The organism is Patescibacteria group bacterium, assembly GCA_018900835.1.
GTDB lineage: Bacteria > Patescibacteriota > Minisyncoccia > Minisyncoccales > PEYH01 > PEYH01.
Map to the genome: position 1 here is coordinate 1 of JAHIFQ010000010.1, position 20,954 is coordinate 20,954.

Annotated in this window: 19 protein-coding genes and 1 pseudogene; 12 read left to right on the forward strand and 8 right to left on the reverse strand. The window is 37.4% G+C overall.

What is annotated here, in order from left to right; translation table 11 throughout:
• The 12 genes from KJ562_02075 to KJ562_02130 all read left to right on the forward strand — a co-directional run.
• A partial coding sequence (locus KJ562_02075; GenBank protein ID MBU3964483.1) for a hypothetical protein occupies positions 1–385 on the forward strand: 385 nt, incomplete at its 5' end.
• A gap of 135 nt (positions 386–520) precedes the next feature.
• A complete protein-coding gene (gene pheS / locus KJ562_02080; GenBank protein ID MBU3964484.1) occupies positions 521–1,585 on the forward strand; it encodes a phenylalanine--tRNA ligase subunit alpha in 1,065 nt (354 codons plus the stop codon).
• Between the two features lie 6 nt (positions 1,586–1,591).
• Entirely contained in the window at positions 1,592–3,628 is a 2,037-nt protein-coding gene (gene pheT, locus KJ562_02085; protein ID MBU3964485.1) for a phenylalanine--tRNA ligase subunit beta, read from the forward strand.
• 212 nt (positions 3,629–3,840) lie between these two features.
• The gene (locus KJ562_02090; protein MBU3964486.1) at positions 3,841–6,975 is read left to right on the forward strand and encodes an intein-containing DNA gyrase subunit B; all 3,135 of its coding nucleotides are present in this window, start codon (positions 3,841–3,843) and stop codon (positions 6,973–6,975) included.
• 123 nt (positions 6,976–7,098) lie between these two features.
• Positions 7,099–7,302, forward strand: a complete 204-nt coding sequence (gene secE / locus KJ562_02095) for a preprotein translocase subunit SecE (protein ID MBU3964487.1) — start codon at positions 7,099–7,101, stop codon at positions 7,300–7,302.
• Positions 7,303–7,308: 6 nt separating this feature from the next.
• Complete coding sequence (gene nusG, locus KJ562_02100; protein MBU3964488.1) at positions 7,309–7,854, forward strand: transcription termination/antitermination protein NusG; 546 nt, start codon at positions 7,309–7,311, stop codon at positions 7,852–7,854.
• A 7-nt stretch (positions 7,855–7,861) separates the two neighbouring features.
• The gene (gene rplK / locus KJ562_02105) at positions 7,862–8,299 is read left to right on the forward strand and encodes a 50S ribosomal protein L11 (protein ID MBU3964489.1); all 438 of its coding nucleotides are present in this window, start codon (positions 7,862–7,864) and stop codon (positions 8,297–8,299) included.
• 59 nt (positions 8,300–8,358) lie between these two features.
• On the forward strand, positions 8,359–8,928 hold the full coding sequence (locus KJ562_02110; protein ID MBU3964490.1) for a dCTP deaminase: 570 nt from the start codon (positions 8,359–8,361) through the stop codon (positions 8,926–8,928).
• A gap of 45 nt (positions 8,929–8,973) precedes the next feature.
• On the forward strand, positions 8,974–9,507 hold the full coding sequence (locus KJ562_02115) for a hypothetical protein (protein MBU3964491.1): 534 nt from the start codon (positions 8,974–8,976) through the stop codon (positions 9,505–9,507).
• A 114-nt stretch (positions 9,508–9,621) separates the two neighbouring features.
• On the forward strand, positions 9,622–11,142 hold the full coding sequence (gene gatB / locus KJ562_02120; protein ID MBU3964492.1) for an Asp-tRNA(Asn)/Glu-tRNA(Gln) amidotransferase subunit GatB: 1,521 nt from the start codon (positions 9,622–9,624) through the stop codon (positions 11,140–11,142).
• Between the two features lie 72 nt (positions 11,143–11,214).
• Positions 11,215–11,733 carry a hypothetical protein gene (locus tag KJ562_02125; GenBank protein ID MBU3964493.1) on the forward strand — a complete coding sequence of 173 codons (519 nt, stop codon included), beginning with the start codon at positions 11,215–11,217 and terminating at the stop codon, positions 11,731–11,733.
• A gap of 73 nt (positions 11,734–11,806) precedes the next feature.
• Entirely contained in the window at positions 11,807–12,022 is a 216-nt protein-coding gene (locus KJ562_02130) for a hypothetical protein (protein MBU3964494.1), read from the forward strand.
• Between the two features lie 78 nt (positions 12,023–12,100).
• On the opposite strand, the gene miaA is transcribed toward KJ562_02130, so the two are convergent.
• The 8 genes and pseudogenes from miaA to KJ562_02170 all read right to left on the reverse strand — a co-directional run bounded on the left by miaA (position 12,101) and on the right by KJ562_02170 (position 20,468).
• Positions 12,101–13,024, reverse strand: coding sequence for a tRNA (adenosine(37)-N6)-dimethylallyltransferase MiaA (miaA, locus tag KJ562_02135; GenBank protein ID MBU3964495.1), 924 nt, complete (start codon positions 13,022–13,024; stop codon positions 12,101–12,103).
• Positions 13,021–14,442 carry a MiaB/RimO family radical SAM methylthiotransferase gene (locus KJ562_02140; GenBank protein ID MBU3964496.1) on the reverse strand — a complete coding sequence of 474 codons (1,422 nt, stop codon included), beginning with the start codon at positions 14,440–14,442 and terminating at the stop codon, positions 13,021–13,023. Before KJ562_02140 ends, miaA begins: the two co-directional genes overlap by 4 nt.
• Positions 14,443–14,504: 62 nt before the next feature.
• Positions 14,505–15,584, reverse strand: coding sequence for a hypothetical protein (locus KJ562_02145; GenBank protein ID MBU3964497.1), 1,080 nt, complete (start codon positions 15,582–15,584; stop codon positions 14,505–14,507).
• A gap of 64 nt (positions 15,585–15,648) precedes the next feature.
• Positions 15,649–16,092: a secondary thiamine-phosphate synthase enzyme YjbQ gene (locus KJ562_02150; protein ID MBU3964498.1), complete on the reverse strand. Its 444-nt coding sequence runs from the start codon at positions 16,090–16,092 to the stop codon at positions 15,649–15,651.
• On the reverse strand, positions 16,082–17,815 hold the full coding sequence (gene thrS, locus KJ562_02155) for a threonine--tRNA ligase (protein MBU3964499.1): 1,734 nt from the start codon (positions 17,813–17,815) through the stop codon (positions 16,082–16,084). Before thrS ends, KJ562_02150 begins: the two co-directional genes overlap by 11 nt.
• Positions 17,816–17,833: 18 nt before the next feature.
• Positions 17,834–19,444 (reverse strand): hypothetical protein, encoded by a 1,611-nt coding sequence (locus KJ562_02160; protein ID MBU3964500.1) that lies wholly within the window; start codon positions 19,442–19,444, stop codon positions 17,834–17,836.
• Between the two features lie 2 nt (positions 19,445–19,446).
• Entirely contained in the window at positions 19,447–20,097 is a 651-nt protein-coding gene (locus tag KJ562_02165; GenBank protein MBU3964501.1) for a class I SAM-dependent methyltransferase, read from the reverse strand.
• A gap of 167 nt (positions 20,098–20,264) precedes the next feature.
• Positions 20,265–20,468: pseudogene (locus tag KJ562_02170) on the reverse strand (pyruvoyl-dependent arginine decarboxylase).
• Positions 20,469–20,954: the final 486 nt, after the last annotated feature.

The window sequence follows — 20,954 nt, forward strand, 5'->3', positions numbered from 1 at the left end:
AAAAAGGAACGACCCTGAAGTTTCCTTTAAAACTGATTCAGAGAGTTTTAAAAGGAAGATAGGGTTCGCAACCATAACAAACTGCCACAGATATGGCAGGGGATTTCTTATCAATCCATCGGCAAAAGTTGATGACGGATGGCTTGATTTATGCATTTTTAGCCCTGTGCCGTCTCTAATCTTTCCATACTATGCCCTGAAAGCAAAGGAGGGGGCTCATGTTTTTCTTACAGAACAGTTTTCTTTCCATCGTTTTCAAGAGTTAGAGGTTAGAAGCTCTTTTCCTGTTATGTCTCAAATTGACGGAGAAGTGCATGGGCTATTAGACCAATGCCACATCTCTGTTCTGTCCCGAGCCCTGAAAGTGATTGTGCCTCAATCTTGAACCTAACGCCCGTCTGGTAGTTGCGAAAGCAACATATACTAGACGGGTTCTTTAATTTTAAACTGTGGATATCCGCGGTTTTTTGATTTGATTATGGGCGATTTTTAAGGTAAAATATGAATAGAGTAAAAGAAAATGGAGGACTTAAAAAACATAGAAAATAGGGCTGAAAAAGAAATAAGTTCAGCCAAAAATAGCGAGGAAATAAATCAAGTTTTTCAGAAATATCTTGGCAAGAAAGGTGAAATCACCCTTATTTTGCGTTCTTTAAAAAACCTTTCTGAAAAAGAGAGAAAAGAAGTTGGGAAATTGGCGAATGAAATCAGAAGGGACTTGGAAGAAAAGATTGCTATCAGAAAAAAGGCAATCAACGCAATAACTGAAACAAATAAGCCAAAAAAGAAAATAGATTTTAGTTTTCCAGGTCATAAATTAACAACAGGACATCTCCATCCGATTACCCAAGTGCAGAGAGAGGTAGAAGACATTTTCCAACGGCTCGGATTTTCAGTTATTGAAGGACCTGAAATAGAAAGCGAGTGGTATAATTTTGACGCATTGAATATACCAGCAAATCATCCGGCAAGGGATATGTGGGATACATTCTGGCTATGCCAGAATGAGTTCAAAGCCCAAAGTCCAAAGTCCAAAATAAAAAGCAAAAATCAAAAGTTGTTATTAAGGACGCATACTAGTCCGGTTCAGGTGAGATATATGGAAAAGCATAATCCGCCGTTGAGAATAATCGTTCCGGGCAGGACATTTCGATATGAAGCAACTGATGCTTCCCATGAAATCAATTTTTATCAGATGGAGGGGTTGATGGTGGACAAAGAAATAAACGCTGCCAATCTGAAAGCCATTATGGAAAGGTTTTTTGAAATGTTTTTCAGGCAATCCGCGAAAATACGATTAAGGCCAAGCTTTTTCCCTTTTACAGAACCAAGTTTTGAGGTTGACATAATGTGTCTTGTCTGCGGAGGCAAAGGTTGTAGCGTGTGTTCAAAAACAGGATGGTTAGAGATGGGAGGGGCTGGGATGGTCCATCCGCAAGTATTCAAATCAGCAGGATTAAATCCAAAGCACTGGCAGGGGTTTGCTTTTGGAATGGGAATAGACCGCCTTGCAATGATGAGGTATAAAATTGACGATGTCAGATTGCTGTATAAGGGCGACTTAAGATTTTTAGAGCAATTTTAAAATAATATGTTATTTTCATACAATTGGCTACAATCATTTTTTAATAGCAAATTGCCTGCGCCAAATAAATTAGCAGAGATTTTAACGCTTCGCAGTTTTGAAGTTGAAGAAGTAAAAAAAGAGAGCAAAGATTGGGCATTAGACATAAGCGTGACTCCGAATAGGGGGACTGATTGTTTTTCGCATTTAGGGATTGCTCGCGAATGTAGCGCAATTACAAAATTAAAAACGAAAAACGAAAAACGAAAAATAAAAGAGGATACAAAGATAAAAATAAATGATTTCATAGATGTAAAAGTAGACAATGGAGCAGATTGTCCGAGATACACAGGAAGGGTCTTGACTGGGGTTAAGGTGGGGGATTCTCCTGAATATATCCAAGAGCGATTGCGCGCCTGCGGACTTGAGCCGATTAACAATATTGTTGATGCAGGGAATTATGTGATGCTTGAACTTGGCCAACCGCTTCATACTTTTGACTTGGACAAAATTGAGGGCAAAAAGATTTTTATAAGACAGGCAAAAATCGGAGAAAAGATAGATGCTTTAGACGATAAGATATACAAGTTGAATAAAGATAATCTTGTTATTGCTGATTCTAAAAATGTCTTAGCAATAGCTGGAATTAAGGGCGGGAAAAGAGCGGCGATAGACCAAGAGACAAAAAATATTTTTCTTGAGTCAGCTAATTTTGATTCTGTGTTGATTCGCGCAAGCTCCCAGAAGCTCGGATTGAAGACAGATGCTTCGTTGAGGTTTGAGCATAGCATAGACCCGAATCTTACAGAATTAGCAGTGGATAGATTGGCTCAATTAGTTGAAGAGGTTGCTGGCGGGAAAATCGCAAAGAACAGAATAGACATATATCCTGAGAAAATCTTGTCAAGAAAATTCAAATTGGATTTAGGCAAGGTAGAAGGGCTTTTGGGGATTAAAATCGGAAAAAAAGAGGTTATCAAAATTTTAAATTCTCTTGGTCTTGAAACAAAATCAAATCTCTTAGTAGGGATTCCTACCTGGCGTCCGGACTTGGTTCAGAGCGAGGACTTTGCCGAGGAAATAGGCAGGATTTATGGGTATGAGAAATTGAAGTCAATTTATCCGACATTAGCGTTAATGCCTGCAAAAAGAAATGATGATATTTTTTGGGAGGATAAAATCAAAAATTCTTTGAAACAGGTCGGGTTTTCAGAAGCATATAATTATTCCTTTATTAGTAAAAGAATAGGCGATATTATCGGCACAGGATTAGTAGAATTAAAAAATCCGTTTTCCGAAGGGCTTTATTATCTTAGGCCGAGTTTGATATTAAATCTTTCTGACAATATTCAATATAATATTAGGGCCTCCAATGCGAAAAAAAATATTAAGATTTTTGAAATAGGCAAGACATTCAGACAAAAGAGAGAGGGGATTATAGAGAAAAAAATGTTGAGCGGAGTGGTATCTGGAGGGCAAGAATCGTTTTATATGCTCAAGGGAGTTATTGATTCTTTATTTAATAATTTGGGAATCAGCGATTATTATTTTGACGAATATCAACCTACACCCGAAGACACAAGTTTTAATTTCTGGAACAAGCATAAAATGGCAGAGATTAAAGTTGGAAGCAAGGAAATAGGATTTATGGGAGAATTAAATTTTCCGTCATTAGTTGAAAGCAACAAGATACAAGAGGTCTTTGCTTTTGATATTGATTTTGAAGCCCTTTTAAAGGAGTGTGATGAAGAATCCGAGTACAGGCCTATTTCCAAATTCCCATCTGCGGTTCGCGACATTTCTTTACTCTTGCCAGGGGACGCAAGGGTGAGTCAAGTTTTGGACATCATCAATACAAGCGAAAATAAATGTATTAAAGATGTTGATTTGTTTGATTTTTACGAGGGGTCAGAGTTAGCTGAAGGGAAAAAGAGCTTGGCTTTTCATATAATATTTCAGGCAAAGGATAGAACCTTGAGAGGTGAGGAAATTGAGACAATGATGGCAAAAATCATTCAGGCATTGGAAGATAATCTTGACTGGGAAGTGCGGAAGTCCGCCTAACCTTTAATTGTTGGGGGCCGCCCCCAACATCGTTGTTGTGGCGCCATTGTTAGGGTGCGACCCTAATAATTCTATCAGTCATAAATAATTAAAATTAGCAGTTAATAATAATTTATATGCCAAAAGATATCAAAAAGACAGACAGCCAAGAATATACAGCAAAAGACATTTTTGTTTTAAAAGGACTTGAGCCGGTGCGGAAAAGACCGGCAATGTATATTGGCTCAACAGGACCGGATGGTTTGCACCATTTGATTTGGGAGTGTCTTGATAATGCTATAGACGAAGCAATGGGCGGTTATGCCGATGATATTGGAGTAATTCTTCTTCCCGACAATCAAGTAAGGGTTACAGATAATGGCAGGGGCATTCCAGTTGATATTCATCCACAAACAAAAGTGTCTGCGCTTGAAACTGTATTAACCACTCTTCACGCCGGAGCTAAGTTTGGCAACAAGGTTTATCAGGTATCAGGTGGACTTCATGGAGTGGGGGTTTCTGTCGTTTGCGCGCTTTCATCTTTTATGAGGGTAGAGGTTTGCAGGGATGGTTTTTTACACACACAGGAATATTCTAAGGGTAAGCCAAAAGCAAAAGTGAAGAAAGAAGGGAAATGCAAACAAGGCGGGACAACTGCTATATTTCAACCAGATAAAGAAATTTTTAGAACGATTGTGATTGATAGAAAAACAGTTTTAAATCATTTAAGACGCCAGGCATATCTCACAAAAGGCGTAAAATTGAGATTTGAAGACCAAAGGACAGATGAAAAACTTGTTTATACTTTTTATTTTGAGGGCGGTTTAAAAACCTATACAAAATATTTGGCTGGGAGTAATAATTTAATTCACGAAACGCCGTTTTACACTTGCAAAGAAAAAGAAGGCATTTTGGTAGAAGCGGCCTTCCAATACACAGAGGACCAAGAAGGGTATGAGGAGAGTTTTGCCAATAATATTTTTACTCTTGAAGGTGGGAGCCATTTAACTGGTTTTCGGAGCGCTATGACTCGGGTGCTTAACGATTATGCTAAAAAGAACGGCTATCTAAAAGAAGATGAAGAGAATTTAAACGGTAGGGATGTGAAAGTCGGGCTTAATGCCGCAATTTCTGTGAAAATAAGAGAACCGCAGTTTGAGGGCCAGACAAAGACCAAGCTTGGCAACCCAGAGGCAAAGACAGCGGTTGAAATGGCGATAAATGAGGCCTTTACCGAATATTTAGAGCAATTTCCACAGGATGCGCGGGCAATTCTTCAGTATTGTCTTTTGGCTGCTAAAGCGAGAAAAGCCGCCTCGGCAGCGCGCCAAACAGTTCTTAGAAAAGGAGCATTAGATGGATTGAGTTTGCCCGGCAAACTGGCTGATTGTTCGTCCAAAGACCCTGCTGAATCAGAATTATTCATCGTGGAAGGCGCGTCTGCCGGTGGATGTTTTTCTGGCGATACTAAGATAGCGTTAACAGATGGTAGAGATATGAGTTTTAAAGAATTGGCAAATGAGTGGCAGAATGGGAAATCTAATTATTGTTATACTATTAAAGAAGATGGGCATATAGGCATTGAAAAGGTAATCAACCCTCGTCTTACTAAGAAAAACGAAAAGGTATTAAAAATTGTTTTAGATAATAATGAAGAAATTATTTGCACGACAGACCATAAATTTATGCTTCGCGACGGAGAATATAAAGAAGCGAAAAATTTAAAACACGGAGAGAGCTTGATGCCATTTAGAAAAAAGATATCTAAAATTGGGGGGAAAATTACAATTGATGGTTACGAAATGATTTTTGACCCAATCAAACATTTTTATATTTTTACACATTTATTAGCCGATAAACATAATATAGAAAATAATATTTACATTGAAGACGCTGGTTCATATCGTCACCATATAGATTTTGACAAGAAAAATAACAACCCGGATAATTTAATCAGATTGAGCAAAGAGGAACATTTAAAAATACATAGAGATTTGGCTCGGCTTACGCTTCATAGGCCAGACGTGATAGAGAAATGCAAAAAACTTAAACAGGAAGAGGGCTTTAGAAAAAAGATGTCTATTAAAATGAAATCAATGCACGATATGTTGAGCGAACGAGCAAAAAAACAATGGGAGAATCCGGAATATAAGGAATACATGCGAAATAAATATTTAGAATTTTATTATTCTAATAAGGAATACAGGGAGAATAATCTCAAGAGATTATATGATGCCCAAAAAGAATATCGGGCGGACGAAAAGAACCTAAAAATAATGTCTGAAAGAACAAAAAATTATTTTAAGGATCATCCTGAAAGGAAGATAGAACTTTCTATATTAGCAAAAGAGCAGTGGAGAGACGAAGCGTTGCTGAGATGGCGGTCAGATAAAACGAAAGCACAATGGACGGAAGATTTCAGAAGAAAGCGAAAATTAGCTTATAATAAAGTTTATTTTCGCGAGAGCATGAATTTCTTGAAAATGATTCATGATAAATATGGAGATATAAATCATTACGATAAGGAAAGGGTAGATCTTCTTAAAAAGAATCCCAATTTATTAAGGATGAAAACCTTAACCCAAAGATTTTTTGATAATGATAAGAAAAGATTAACAGAGGCCGTAGAAAATTTTAATCACAAAATAAAAAGAATAGAATTCCTCAAAAAAAGAGTAGATGTCTATGACATTGAAGTTCCTAAAACCCATAATTTTGCTTTAGCTAGTGGGGTTTTCGTCCACAATAGCGCGAAAGCAGGGAGAAACAGAAGATTTCAGGCAATATTGCCTTTGCGTGGAAAGATTCTAAATGTGGAGAGGGCTAAACTTAACAGAGTTTTAAGTTCTGATGAAATAAAGGCGCTCATTATCGCCTTGGGCACTGCCATTGCGCAGGATTTTGATATTTCCAAACTGCGTTATCATAGAGTGGTTATTATGACCGATGCTGATGTTGACGGCGCGCACATAAGAACGCTTTTGTTGACATTATTTTACAGGCATCTTAAGCCCGTGATTGAGCAGGGTTGTTTATATATAGCCCAACCGCCTCTTTATAAGATTCAGGAAGGTAAAAAAATGGAGTATGCTTACAATGAAGCAGATAAATTAGAGATTGTGGAAGATATGCGCAAAGCAGGAGCCAAGAATTTAAATGTGCAGAGATATAAGGGCTTGGGCGAAATGAATGCAGACCAGCTTTGGGAAACAACCATGAATCCTGCGAATAGAAGTTTATTAAGAGTGTCAGTTGATGATGCTAAGGCAGCAGACAGCATTTTTGATATCTTAATGGGAGAAGAGGTCTTGGCAAGAAAGAAGTTTATCCAGACACATGCCAAGTATGTCAAAAATTTGGACATTTAAACTTGACATCAACCTTGTTCGTGATAATATAGGGGGAGTCCCCCTTAAGGGGGTTTTAAAGACCTTTTTGATAGAGAAAATAGCTATCGTCCGCTATAATCTTCAAATTAGAGTAATTCAATTATGAATATATTTTCATTTCCGCATAAACTCTTTCTTTATCTTAAACAGGTGAAGACAGAGGTTAAAAAAATCAATTGGCCTACTAGAGAAGAAACAATTAGGTATGCCTTGACTGTTATAGTTATATCAGCAGTAGTGGCTATTTTCTTAGGCGGATTGGATTTTGCTTTTGGATCGCTTGTGAGAAAATTAATCACCCTATAAATTTTTATGCCAAAACAGAAAATTCCTAAAACCAGGCAATGGTATGTGCTACATACTTATTCTGGATACGAGGATTCGGTGGCTAAAAATCTAAAGCACAGAGTTGAGTCGCTTGGCATGGAAGATAAGATATTTAATGTTTTAGTGCCAAAGGAGAGAAAAATTAAAATAAAAGGCGGAAAAAGGAAAATAATAGAAGAAAAGATTTATCCGGGATATGTGTTAGTGGAGATGATAGTAACCGATGATTCTTGGTATGTAGTGAGGAATACGCCGAATGTTACGGGATTTGTCGGCGCAGGAACCACGCCAGTGCCAGTTTCCCCCGGGGAAATATCGGAAATAAGCCAGAGAGTGGAAACCGAAACACCAAAATATACAATCAATATTGATGTCGGAGACATGGTAAAAATCACTGACGGACCGTTTAAGGAATACGAGGGCAAGGTCTCTGAACTTGATAGAGAACAGGGGAAAATAAAAGTGATGGTTAATTTATTCGGTAGAGACACGCCGGTTGAACTGGACTCTCTGCAAATAAAAAAGATTTAATAATTATATAAGTATTTTAATGAAAAAAGTTAAAGCCATAGTCAAGCTTCAGATTTCAGCAGGGCAAGCTAATCCAGCCCCTCCTATTGGGCCTGCTTTAGCGTCTCAAGGACTGAATATAGGTGAGTTTTGCCAAAAATTCAACGATGCCACTAAAGACCAAATGGGTTTTATTATACCAGTAGAAGTTACTGTTTATGAAGACAGAACCTATAATTTTAAATTAAAACAGCCCTTGGCCGCTGGTTTGATCAAAAAAGCGGTTGGCATTGAGAAGGGCTCTGGAACGCCTAACCGCAAGAAAGTTGGCAAGCTTACGAGAGACCAACTTAGAGAAATTGCTCAAAAGAAAATCACGGATTTGAATACTGAAGATGTGGAGCAGGCGATGAAAATAATCGCTGGAACCGCCCGGTCAATGGGCATTGATGTGATGGGGGAATAGCTTTGATAGATTTTTTATTTATATTATTAATTAAAAAGGTGTAACGCCTTTTTATTTTTATGATTTTTTCAGACAAGGATATCAAAAAATTATTTATTGATAAAAAAATAATTATCATGCCGGAGCCAAATTGGGAAACCCAACTTGGTCCTGCGTCTGTTGATTTTCGCTTAGGCGGCGAATTCAGGGTTTTTAACCATGTTACTAATCCATATATTGATCCAAAACAGCCAGATACTTTTCATAATCTAACCCATATAATAGAGGCGACCAAAGAGAAGCCCCTTTTTTTACAACCAGGGGAATTTATCCTTGGAGTCACAATAGAGGAGATAGGCCTGCCCAATGATATAGGAGCAAGAATTGAGGGGAGGAGTAGTTGGGGACGGCTTGGAGTTCTTGTTCATTCTACTGCCGGCTATATTGATCCTGGTTTTCAAGGGCGGCTTACCCTAGAAATTTCTAATATTGGGAAGATGCCAGTATTGCTCTATCCTGGCATGAGGATTTGCCAGATTGCCTTTGAGTCATTGACATCACCAGCCGAAGTGCCCTATAACAAAAAGAAGGATGTGAAGTACTTTGGGGACAAAGGTCCGCAAGAAAGCAGAATCTATAAGGATATGTAAAGGCGGAGGGAGTTGTTCGTTTTCAATCAGCCAAAGGAGGGACAGATGAAGGTCAAGATATTGGAAGAAGCAGGATATAATTGGGCTTTACTCGGACTATCGTTGTCTTATCAACAAAACATCAACAGAATGCCGGCAGTAGTGCGGAAGCTGCGATTTCGCGGTGACGGGCACAACAAGTTCCTTGAGTCAATCATTGTCTGGCTCGACATCACTGCGCCCCGCTATTGGTGGCAGCAGTTTGACACTTATCGCGTAGGCGTCACTAAGCAGAGCGATTCCACGATGCACACGATTACTACTGGACTCTTGAAACAGGGCGATTTCGCTCATCCTATCCCAGAGGAGCATTTAACTCACCTCAATCAGTTGATTGAGCGCAAGGAATGGGAAGCAGTAAAACATGATTTGCCGGAATCGTTCTTACAGCGCCGCATTGTCTGCTTGAATTATATGGCTCTACAGAGAGTCATCCGGCAGCGCTGGAATCATCGGCTTTCAGAGTGGCGGGAATTCGTCAAGCTCATTCTCGCTCAAGCCAGGCATCCTGAATTACTGGATGAGTCGACTAAATCGTGATAATTATCTCGACCTTTACACATATCCCTGTCATACAGCGCATTGGCGCAAAGGCAGGGATTCTTCTTTTATTTTTCTTCAAAATTTGGTAAAGTGATTAAACATATAATGCAGATGAAATATATTCCTACAATTGGGTTGGAGATTCATACAGAGCTAAATACTGTCTCCAAAATGTTTTGTTCTTGCAAAAACGATTCTCTTGAACCAAGGGCAAATATAAATGTTTGCCCTGTTTGTATGGGTCACCCAGGGGTATTGCCAGTGATTAATCAGGAGACAATAAAAAAAGTCGTTAAAACAGGAATTGCTTTGAATTGCAAGATTGCTAAAAATTCCCAATTTGAAAGAAAAAACTATTTTTATCCTGACTTGCCGAAAGGTTATCAGATTTCACAATATGCCTTGCCATTATGCGGAAAGGGATTTTTGGAGATAAATAGAAAAAAGATAGGCATTACAAGAATTCATTTAGAAGAAGAGGCAGCAAAATTAATACATCAAAAAGACGGGTCATTAGTTGATTTCAATAGGGCTGGAATCCCATTGATGGAATTGGTTACAGAGCCAGACCTCACAAGCGCAGAAGAGGCATATAATTTTGCCCGAGAGCTTCAGCTTATTCTCCGCTATTTAGGCGTATCATCAGCAGATATGGAAAAGGGACAGTTACGCGTTGAAGCGAATATCAGCATAAAACAAAACCAAAAACAAAAAAGCCAAAATAACAAATCCCAAATAAATTCAAAATTCAAAATTCAAAATTCAAAATTAGGAATGAAGGTTGAGGTTAAGAATCTAAATTCTTTTCGCGCGGTTAAAAAGGCGATAGAATATGAGATTGAACGGCAAGCAGGAGTTTTGGAATCAGGAGGCGCGGTTGTTCACGAAACAAGGGGGTGGGATGATAAAAAGCAAATTACTGTGAGTCAGAGGAGCAAAGAAGAATCCCATGATTATCGGTATTTTCCAGAGCCAGACCTGCCTCCATTGGAGCTTTCTGATGATTACATTTCAATAATCAAGAGCGAGATTCCTGAATTGCCGCATATTAAAAGAATAAGGTTTAAGCACGAATATTTTTTAAAAGATGAAGACATTGAAATTTTTGTTTTTAATAAGGATTTGGGCGAGTATTTTGAGCAAGTGGTTTCTGAATTTTTTGCCTGGCTCAAAGATAAGGATAATAAGGTGATAGGGGATAAAGAATACCAAGAATTAGCGCAAATCGCCTCAAATTATATTCTCACGGACTTGACGGGTCTTTTGGCTGGGATGTCTGTTGAGGACAAGAAATTCCGCATCAGCGCTGAAAATTTTGCGGAATTTATCTCTATGCTTTATAAAAAAGAAATAACAAGCAAAATTGCTAAAATTGTTTTGAAAGAAATGTTTGACAATGGTTCCGACCCTTCAGATGTGATTGAAGAAAAGGGCTTGAGTCAAATTGATAATAAACAAGAACTTGAAAAGGTTATTATGGAAATCATTGCTGCTAATTTGAGGGCAGTGGATGATTATAAAAAGGGCAAAGCCAATGCCTTGCAATTTTTGATTGGACAAGCAATGGCTAAGACAAAAGGCAGAGCAAACCCAGAAATATTAGAGAAACTCTTTACAAAGTCACTAAATTAGAGTATAATTATTAGCACAGAATAACAGCTCATTGTCAACTGGCAATATTTTCAATAGAGGAGGTGAGTCCCAATGGAAACCACGAGGAAAGAAGTCCTCATCACTGATTTTGATGGCACGCTCGCATGGTTGTCTTTGCCATATAGCGTCCATCATTGGATGTTAAGGCACAGAGCGGGACTCATTTTTTTGATTCCGTTTATTCCGCTTGCCTTTGTCGGCTATCTTTTACGCCCTCCGAAGAAGACAGCAAAAAGGACCATTCTTGAACATAGGAACAAGGGTGGACGAGTTGTTGTCTTTTCATCCACAGAGAATCTGTGGATAACCAGATTAATCATCTGGTCGTGGCTAAAGGTTTGGCGAGTGCCTATTGATAGATTGGCGCTTCGCCCACGCAGAAGGTCTACTGAAAACTTCAAGGCAGAAGTTCTCTTGGAAGAGGGCTGCTCTGTGTTGTTAGAAAACGAAACCCCAATAATAGTTCGATTAGTTGGGGAAATGCTGCAATCCGGTTTTCGGAATACCAGCATAACAACACAGCAACACTATTCCAGAGTACTCTTCCACAAGGGAGGTGGGGTAACTTGAACCGCTCAAGTCCGTAGGGTTGGTTGAAGCAGAGGGGTATACCACAATTATCACACATCGCAAGGAGTTTTCAATGAAAGGCAGCAATAGTAGCGAAAAGAAGGTTTTCCCGGTTTCAGTGAATCCGGGATCAATGGTTGGTGGCCAGCGAGCGGTTCGTTTCGTAGAACCGTCTAAGCAAGACATACACGAAGTTTTTGCGTATCTCCGTTTCATCGAAGAGCAGAGACGCGCCCAAGCGGGCGATTCGCAGATGGGTGGCGAAATCATCCAAGGATTTCCGGGATAGGTATTTCCGGAGCTAAAACAGGGAGGACCAGCAAGCTTGCTTGCTAGTCCTCCCTGTATAAATTATCTTGATTGTTTTTTAAGATATAAAATTTTTTACCAGTGTCAGCATTTCTGCTGTTTTTTTTATCCTCTCAAGTTTTGTTCCGCAAAATTTAGGAGGATGAATCCAAATAATCCGTTTATCTTTTTTAAACCAAGTCATCTGTCTTTTAGCATAATGCTCAATCTCTTTTTGCAGTTTTTCCACCATTTCTTTGTAATCCATCTTATTCTGTAGATAAAGCGCGACAAATCTGTACTCTAATCCCAATTCCTCAAGCCGGTTCCAAGATAAACCGGATTTATTAAGCGATTTTATTTCTTTTGCCATGCCTTGCTCAAGCCGCTTCAAGAGCCGAGTATGGATTTTGTTTTTAAGTTCTTGTTTTTCTGTTTTAATACCAATAATCAAAACATTATATTTTTGCTTCTTTTTAACAGGACTTATTGGTTTTTTTGTTTTTATAATAATTTCAATAGCACGAATCAAACGCCTTTTATTATGTCTATCAATATTTTTTGCTCTTTCAGAATCCAGTTTTTCTAATTGCTGAAATAATTCTTCTGCAGTGTATTTTTCCAGCTTTTTCCTTAATGCCCAATCCGGCTTAACTTCAGGGATGGTAATTCCGTCAATCAGAGCTTGGATATAGAACCCAGTGCCTCCGCAGACAATCGGCAGTTTTTTGTTTTTATGGATTTTTTCAATTGCTTTTTCCGCTTTTTTAACATATTGCGTTACTGTGAATCTTGTTTTCGGCGAAACAACATCCAAAAGATGATGAGGAACACCCATCATCTCTTTTCTTGTTATTTTTCCTGTTCCAATATCCATTCCTTTATATACTTGCCTTGAATCAGCTGAAACCACCTCGCCATTGAATTTTAAAGCCAAATCTACAGCTAGATCTGATTTTCCACTTGATGTGGGGCCTAATATTACGAGGAGTTTGGGTTTCATGTTTTTGCAAATAATCTAAACGCTTCAATCTTATCAATCTTAACCTTAACAAATTGACCAAGTATATCTTTATTAGACCTGATTCTTATAGTTTGATAATGTTTTGTTTTTCCAATATACATATCATCTCTTTTCTCTAAAATCAGACATTTAACTTCTTTGTTTAAAAATTTCTTATTAAAATCCAAAGCGCTTTTTTCTAATATTTTTACCAATTCCTTTTTTCTTTTGTGTTTTTCAGAAGGGGATATATTATCTTTCAGTTTAAAGGCAGTTGATTGATGGCGAGGTGAGTATAAAGAAATATATCCCGCTGAAAATCCTATTTCTTTAAATATTTTTTTTGTGTTCTGGAACTGTTTTCTGGTTTCCCCAGGGAAGCCGACTATTGCATCAGTTGAGAGGAATACGACGGATTCTTGCCCTTTGCGATATTTTTTAAAGGCAGACCGCACCTTTTTTATTAATTTTTTATAATCCTCAACAGAATATGGTCGATTCATTGCTTTCAGGACTTCATTGTCTCCTGATTGAATTGGCAAATTTAAATAAGGGGTAATTTTTTGACATTTTGCAAATACATCAATCATTTCATCAGTTAAGTCCTTTGGGTGAGAAGAAGTAAACCTAACCCAAAAATCTCCATCAATATCATTTACCATCTTCAGTAAATCTGCGAAATTAATCATTTTTGATTTTTGCGTTGTGGTTTTGGCTTTTGTGTTTTTTATTTTAGGTTTAATTCCGTAGGAATTGACATTCTGCCCCAGTAACCAGATTTCTTTTACCCCCTGTTTCACCCCGTTAGAGAAATCACTTTTTTTAGAACAGCCTATTCCCTTAGATTCTCTAACGGGGTGAACGAGATTTTTTACTTCATAAAGAATATCTTCGACTGACCGAGATACTTCTCTCCCCCTAGTATAAGGGACAACGCAATAAGAGCAGAAGTTATTGCACCCAGTCATTATTGGGACACAGGCAGTTGGACTTAATTCATATTCTGGCATTATATCAAGATAATGCTTAATTTCTGTTTCGTTTTTATTTAATCCCTTGAATCCAATTTTCTCCAAAATAGACGGCAATTCTCTTATCTCGTCTATTTTAAAAGTCCCATCGCAAAATTCTTCGAGTTTTCTTCTATTTTTGTTTAAGATACATCCGGTTAGGAGGATTTTGGATTTTGAGCTTGATTTGACATTTGGATTTTGACATTTGGATTTAGCAAAATTTTTAATTTTGCTGGTAGCGCGGTCTATCGCTGATTGCCTTACTGAACATAAATTGAAAATAATCAAGTCCGCGCTATCCGGATTGGTAGTATTTTTAAATCCAAGATTATTAAGCATACCAGCAATTCTTTCGCTATCCGACTTATTCATCTGGCATCCGTAGGTGATGATATGGTATTTCATATTGTTCAATTCTAAAACAAAAAAGCGCCCCAGTAAAGGACGCTTTTTGTAATCAGAGATTCCTATTCTTCTGGCTCTGTCGCTTGACCTTGTTCCTGTTCTTGTGATTGTGTTTGATTTTGATTTTTCTGTTCCTGTTCCTGTTCCTGTTCCTGTTCCTGTTCCTGTTCCTGTTCCTGTTCCTGTCTTATTCTTATCTGTTCCATTAATTTTTCTTCGCCCTGCTCTAATCGTATCTGAATTTTTTCCATTAACTGCAACTGCTCTCTGATTGTTTCCAGCGCTCTAATCTTATTTTCCTTGTTAACTGGAAGATTTTCAATATATATTTGCAGTTCTTCCTGTTTATTTTCTGGCAATTGGTCAAGTTTTTGTTGTAATTTTTCTTGGATTTTTTCCTGAACCTGTTGTATGGCCTGTTCTTGGATTTCATTTTTCGCGTTCTCCTTGAGCTGTCTTGCTATTTCTAAATTTTTGATATCCTTGAATTCCGTCCCTTTTATGTTTTGCAGAGCGCTTTCCAATCGTTCGGGTATTTTGTCCGCATCTTCCAGCTTAAACATGGTTTCCGCAAATATTTCCAAGTGTCTTTCCCGCGCTTCTCTTATGCCCTGTAAAGCATTTTCGTTTTGAATTTGGGATTCCAATTTTTCAAGAATTTTATTCTGAAGTAATTGGTGTTGGAAAAACTTTTCTTTGAATTTTTCAAGTCGTTCCGAGTCAACAACATTTTCTTTGAATTTCTCTATCGCTGTCTGAAGTTTTTGCTGTTGGATTTCATATCTGTTTCTGGCTCTTTCCAATACACCTTCTTCTTCCCCGAGTTCAGACATTTTTCTTATTTCTAATAGTTTTTCATTAGTGATTTTTTGCCTTAATTCTGCTTTCTTAACTTGATTAATCGTAAGGAATAGCCGCGCATCGCGCCACCAATCCTTTAAGAAGTAAAAAGGGCTGCTCGGCAGGAGCAGGGGGTCTGCGCTGTCTAATTCTTCTGGCGTGACCGTTTGCTCTTCTTGAATTGTTTGGAGAATCTCCGCGTCTGATGCTGATGTTTCAACTTCTTCTTGCGCATTGACCGGCAGCATTACGCAGGCAATGCCCAATGCGGCGATAGAGAGAAGAAAGGATGTATGTTTCATATGGTTTTTTAATGATTAACCCGCCCGAGGCGGGCCTGCCCGCCTCGGGAGGGCAAGTGATTAATTATTCTCCTATAATTTGTAATTGGACTTGTCTTTTTCTGGCATGGTCTAATTCAATGAATAATATTCTTTGCCATTGTCCCAACTGGAGTTGCTTATCAATTATGTTAAGGCATATATTGGTTGGCAGATGAAGCGCTTGGCAGTGGGAATGTCCATTTTTGCATTCATCCTCGCAGATATTTACTGTCCTGATTTCAAAGTTGTCATGACAATATTTTTCCGCTTCAGGCGCGATTTTTTCTAAATGGTTTTTGAAATCTTTTAAAAGCTCTGGCTCGTTTTCATTAACAAAAACCATTGCAGTAGTATGCATTGTTTGGATATTGATAATTCCATCTTTAATTCCTGCTTCAGCAATATAATCTCTTATATTATCAGTAATATCTATAATATCCAACTTTTCCTTTGTTTGAAGAGAAATTGTATAATGGCTAATATTCATCTCTACTTCTTTTTTCTACTTCTGATTTAAGTTTTTTTATAAGACAGGGGAGAGATAGCTTGCCGATGTCTCCCTTGCCTCTTTGTCTTACGCTTACAATTTTATCTTTAATTTCTTTGTCTCCGACAACCAAAATATACGGTATTTTCTGAATCTCACCATTCCTGATTTTTTTGCCAATAGTTTCATTTTCATTTTTTATTTCTGTCCTAAATCCCGCCTCCTTTAATTCATTGGTTATTTTCTGGGCATATTTTATATGCTTTTCGCTAATAGGCAGGACCCATAACTGGATAGGCGAGAGCCATAACGGGAAAGCGCCTCCAGTATGTTCTATCAGCACAGCGATAAATCTTTCCATCGCCCCCAAGAGGGCGCGGTGTATCATAATGGGTTCTCTTTTTTTTCCTTTCTCGTCAATATACGACATTTTAAATCTTTGAGGCAGATTAAAATCAACTTGAATAGTAGAGCATTGCCAAGGCCGACCCAAGCTGTCTTTTATTTTAATATCAATCTTTGGACCGTAAAATGCTCCGCCACCCTTATCCACCTCGTAATCTATTTTTAATGTATCAAGCGCATATTTTAGTGACTTAGTCGCTTTGTTCCAGATTTCATTGGTGCCAACATATTTTTCCGGTTGAGTGGAAAGATATATTTGGTAATCTTTAAACCCAAAGTCGCCCAGCATTTTCATAGCGAGTTTTATGGTTTTAAAAAGCTCTTCAGATAATTGTTCTGGTGTGCAGAAAATATGAGCATCGTCTTGGGTAAAGCCCCTTACTCGCGCCAAGCCGTGCAAGACTCCTGATTTTTCATATCTATAAACCGTTCCGAGCTCGGCAAATCTAATAGGCAAGTCCTTATAACTTCTAATTTTAGAGTTATAAACCTTAATATGAAAAGGACAATTCATTGGCTTGAGCATATATTCCTCCTCGTCAACTTTGATAGGCGAATACATGTTTTCGCGGTAGAACCCCCAATGGCCAGAGGTTTTCCAAAGGTCAAGTTTGGCGATATGAAAAGACGAGAGCCACTGATAGCCCGCTTTGTATAGTTGTTCGTATAAATATCCCTCAATAATATGTCTTAACATTGCTCCATTGGGCATCCATATCGGAAGCCCGGCCCCGACTTCGTTATCAAACATAAACAATTCAAGCTTACTGCCCAAAATCCGATGGTCTCTTTGCTCTGCTTTCTCAATGTTCTCTAGATATTTGTTTAAATCCTTTTTGGTTGTCCATCCAGTTCCATAAATTCTGGTAAGCATTTTGTTTCTTTCGTGTCCTCGCCAGTATGCGCCAGCAACCTTTGTTAATTTAAAACCATCCAGAGGAATTTCTTTTGTTGATTTCAAATGAGGGCCTTTGCATAAATCAATAAAATCGCAAACTTGATAAATGCTGATTTTAGCCCCACTTTTGGCCAATTCGTCTACCAGCTCCAATTTATATGGCTGGTCTTTAAAGATTTTGTTTGCCTCTGTTTTACTTATCTGTTTTTTCTCGAAAGGCAGATTTTTTTTGATAATTTCCTGCATTTTTTTCTGAATCTCTGGGAACTCGCTTTCTGATATCTGTTTTGGCAAGTCAAAATCATAGTAGAATCCGTTTTCTATTGCTGGGCCAATACCAAATTTTGTTCCAGGATATAATTCCTGGACCGCAGCTGCCATTATGTGCGACAAAGAATGTCTAAATGTTTCTAATTTCATTATTCTTAGTTTAATCTTTTATTTAACCATTTTACCCGAAATCACAGGAAGTTCAATATTAAATGTTGAACCCTTGCCCTCACCGCCTGATTCAGCCCAAATTTTTCCATTATGAAGTTCTGTAAACTCTTTGGCAATATATAGCCCTAAACCAGCTCCGCTCGCCCAATGGGTTTCCCCGGCAGTGCCTCTGTTGAACTTTTGGAATATTTCGCCTAATTGTTCTTTGCTCATTCCCAATCCCGTATCTGCTATTGTTATTTTTAATTTTTCATTTTTCATTTTACATTTTATGATGATTCCTCCTTTTTCAGTATATTTAATAGCATTATCTATAATGTTCATTATAACCTGATTTATTTTTTCTTTGTCCAACGGAATTAGCGGCAGGGAGTCGGCAAAAGAGAGTTTAAGGTAGAGGCCCTTTTCTTGCGCAACTATTTTGAATTCTTCCACAATCGGCTCAAGCACTTCTTTGATAGGCGTCGGAATTGGCTCTAATTTTATTCTTCCAGCTTCAATGCGCGAAACATTTAACAAAGTATTAACCAACTGGTTTAATTGTTTGCTTGCCTGAAAAACATTGTTTATCGGTTTTTCCACTTTTTTAGAAATTTTTCCATAGGTTCCTTCAAGAACCATTGATAGATATCCTTTGATAGCGGAAAGGGGAGTGCGAAGTTGGTGAGAGGCAATAGAAAGAAATTCTGACTTTGTCTGGTCCAATTTTTTCAATTTTATATTTGCTATGGCAAGTTCTTTTGCCATCTCCTCCATCTTCTCGCGCTGTTTGACTTCTTTTGAAACGCTTTTGATTAAGAGATACCCAAAAATAAGGAAAATTATGAAAAGTGAACCTTTCCATGCATATTCAAAATTGGTTATAGAGCTGAGAGCGTTGAATAAAAGCAATATAGCAATTATGGTTGCAAAAAGAGAGGTTAAAATAACCTTTATATCAAAAAGCTGTTTTGCGACGATAGCGTAAGAAGTAAAGCCTGCAAAATTTATTAGCGATAGAGATGGACCGATTTTTAGTAATTGATTATAACCAAATATTGGTAAAATAATATTTGTAACTGTTCCCACAAGTAGGGACAAAAGTAAGCCTGTTAGCAGGTATTTAATTTGTGATTTTTTTCTTAAAGTACAATTCCGGAATCGTTTTAAAAAATTATAAAATATAATACTAAAGTAGGTTAAAAGGTATATTAAAAAACAATAGTATAAAATTCCTGGTCTAAAAGAAATTTGTCCATTTTCTAGCCATACTTTTTCTATATTTAATTGAGTCAGCAGAAAAGGAATGAATAATAAGGATGGAATAAATATTAAAAACCTTTTAGCAGTAAATCTTTCATTATCTGGAAAAATGATGGATAGATAAAGTGTAGCTGGAATTAGCAATAAGGGGCCAAGAATCGTTAGCTTAGATAGAAATAGTGCAACGTCCAAGTCTGTAATAAAAAAATCAATAAGGAGATTCGTTGTTGACCACCATGAACCTCCGATAATAATCAGAAAAAAAACACAATTAGTTGTGTTTTTGGGTTTATACAAAAAAACAATGATACCCAGGAAGAAAGTTACTAGAGTTATTATAAGCGGTAAAATTAAAAATAGTGGCATTTTTAATTTTTAGTAATAACAGGTGCGATGATGGTATTTTCGGTCCAATAGCGACAATTTTGTGGTGGATTAACTGGGCAAATTTTATAGTTTATATCTTTAAATCCAGCGCTATTTAATTTTTTGCGATGAATTTTTGACAATTCTTTTGCTTCATCGGAAAAATAGGTAAAAATACCACCGTTTTTTAACAATCGGTAAGCTTCCTTAAAAAAAGGAAAAAAGTGGAAAAAATGAGTTTCTTTGTCCAGTGGGCTTGTATCAAATAGAATACCATCAAATAATTTATCCTTTAGCATCGGTGTAATTGTTTCCCAAAATCCGTTTAACAAGACAACCCTGCCATTGATAATTTCCTGTTTTAATTTTTTAGTGGCAATATTTATGACATCTGGGTGGCATTCAATAATTGTGTGAGATTTAATTCTTTTTGATTTTTGGATATAGCCGGCAGAGATACCAAGCCCGAACCCTAATTCTAAAATATGACCACCTTTTTGGGTAGATATCTCAGCTAAGAGCTTCATATAATTATCTTCCCAACTTTGCATTACCTGAAAGTTTTTTATCAGGAGTTCTTCTTTGGTAAATTTTGCCTTTTGTTTTATCCAAGACTTACGGAGCGAATTGTTGTATTCTTTTTTGTTTGACATTTTATATATTATGTTTTGTTATTAATTATTAAAGATATATTGGAGATGATATGTTTCGACCTAGTTCATTTTATCTTGACACAGAGGAGGTGGCAAATAATCCTCGCCCTTTACTATCATGGATCCAGCCCAAGCCCGCCCAGGCCTCTTTTCCAATAGCGCATTGATCAAATCGTGCCATAACTACATAATAACTTATTGCCGTACTCGTCTTTTTTGGATTTTAGTTTTTTAATTTTTGCCATTGAGCCCTTTGGGATAACGGAAGAAAGGTAGATTAAGTTATAATTAGCAATACCAGCATTCATTAATCCAGTATCAAGGGCCGAGATGTTTGTTTTTCCTTCGCCCATTCCATGAGCTACATAGATTTGGAGATCCTGTTTTTTTTGTTTCTTTTATTAAACATATATTTTTGGTATTTATTAAAGGATTTTATCATTATAACACATTTTTATTCTTTCTCGGCCAGTTCTTCTATATTTTCAGCGATGAGTTTTTTGGGGAGAGAGGAGTGCTAAGAGGTCAGTTTTTGCTATATCTACCATGAAGTTCATAAGAACCCAGATGGCAGAATTAAACACTATTGCTGTCAGAACTTGATTAGGTCTCTTCCGAGGATTGTGAAGCAATATTGTTATTCCTAAAATTGAGGTAGCACAGATGATTGATAGAGAAACGATTTGAGCAATTAGCATATTTGACTATTAAAGAATATTATGGTAAGGTTATTTTAGTTCTTAGTATCGCTACAACGAACCCAAGGAGGCTCGCGATGTCACTGATAAGATGGTTGGGAAGACAATATGCTCGCTTACATCAGCGGGCTGAAAAGTATAATGTAAGCCCAGTTGTTT

Bases quoted from the DNA above. Each gene is read 5' to 3' on its own strand.
- KJ562_02130 (MBU3964494.1), top strand. From the start codon at position 11,807: ATGAAAGGCAGCAATAGTAGCGAAAAGAAGGTTTTCCCGGTTTCAGTG.
- KJ562_02090 (MBU3964486.1), top strand. From the start codon at position 3,841: ATGTATATTGGCTCAACAGGACCGGATGGTTTGCACCATTTGATTTGG.
- miaA (MBU3964495.1), bottom strand. From the start codon at position 13,024: ATGAAACCCAAACTCCTCGTAATATTAGGCCCCACATCAAGTGGAAAA.
- KJ562_02150 (MBU3964498.1), bottom strand. From the start codon at position 16,092: ATGAATATTAGCCATTATACAATTTCTCTTCAAACAAAGGAAAAGTTG.
- nusG (MBU3964488.1), top strand. From the start codon at position 7,309: ATGCCAAAACAGAAAATTCCTAAAACCAGGCAATGGTATGTGCTACAT.
- KJ562_02115 (MBU3964491.1), top strand. From the start codon at position 8,974: ATGAAGGTCAAGATATTGGAAGAAGCAGGATATAATTGGGCTTTACTC.
- KJ562_02145 (MBU3964497.1), bottom strand. From the start codon at position 15,584: ATGAAACATACATCCTTTCTTCTCTCTATCGCCGCATTGGGCATTGCC.
- secE (MBU3964487.1), top strand. From the start codon at position 7,099: ATGAATATATTTTCATTTCCGCATAAACTCTTTCTTTATCTTAAACAG.
- KJ562_02165 (MBU3964501.1), bottom strand. From the start codon at position 20,097: ATGTCAAACAAAAAAGAATACAACAATTCGCTCCGTAAGTCTTGGATA.
- KJ562_02125 (MBU3964493.1), top strand. From the start codon at position 11,215: ATGGAAACCACGAGGAAAGAAGTCCTCATCACTGATTTTGATGGCACG.
- KJ562_02140 (MBU3964496.1), bottom strand. From the start codon at position 14,442: ATGAAATACCATATCATCACCTACGGATGCCAGATGAATAAGTCGGAT.
- KJ562_02160 (MBU3964500.1), bottom strand. From the start codon at position 19,444: ATGCCACTATTTTTAATTTTACCGCTTATAATAACTCTAGTAACTTTC.
- pheS (MBU3964484.1), top strand. From the start codon at position 521: ATGGAGGACTTAAAAAACATAGAAAATAGGGCTGAAAAAGAAATAAGT.
- pheT (MBU3964485.1), top strand. From the start codon at position 1,592: ATGTTATTTTCATACAATTGGCTACAATCATTTTTTAATAGCAAATTG.
- thrS (MBU3964499.1), bottom strand. From the start codon at position 17,815: ATGAAATTAGAAACATTTAGACATTCTTTGTCGCACATAATGGCAGCT.
- KJ562_02110 (MBU3964490.1), top strand. From the start codon at position 8,359: ATGATTTTTTCAGACAAGGATATCAAAAAATTATTTATTGATAAAAAA.
- gatB (MBU3964492.1), top strand. From the start codon at position 9,622: ATGAAATATATTCCTACAATTGGGTTGGAGATTCATACAGAGCTAAAT.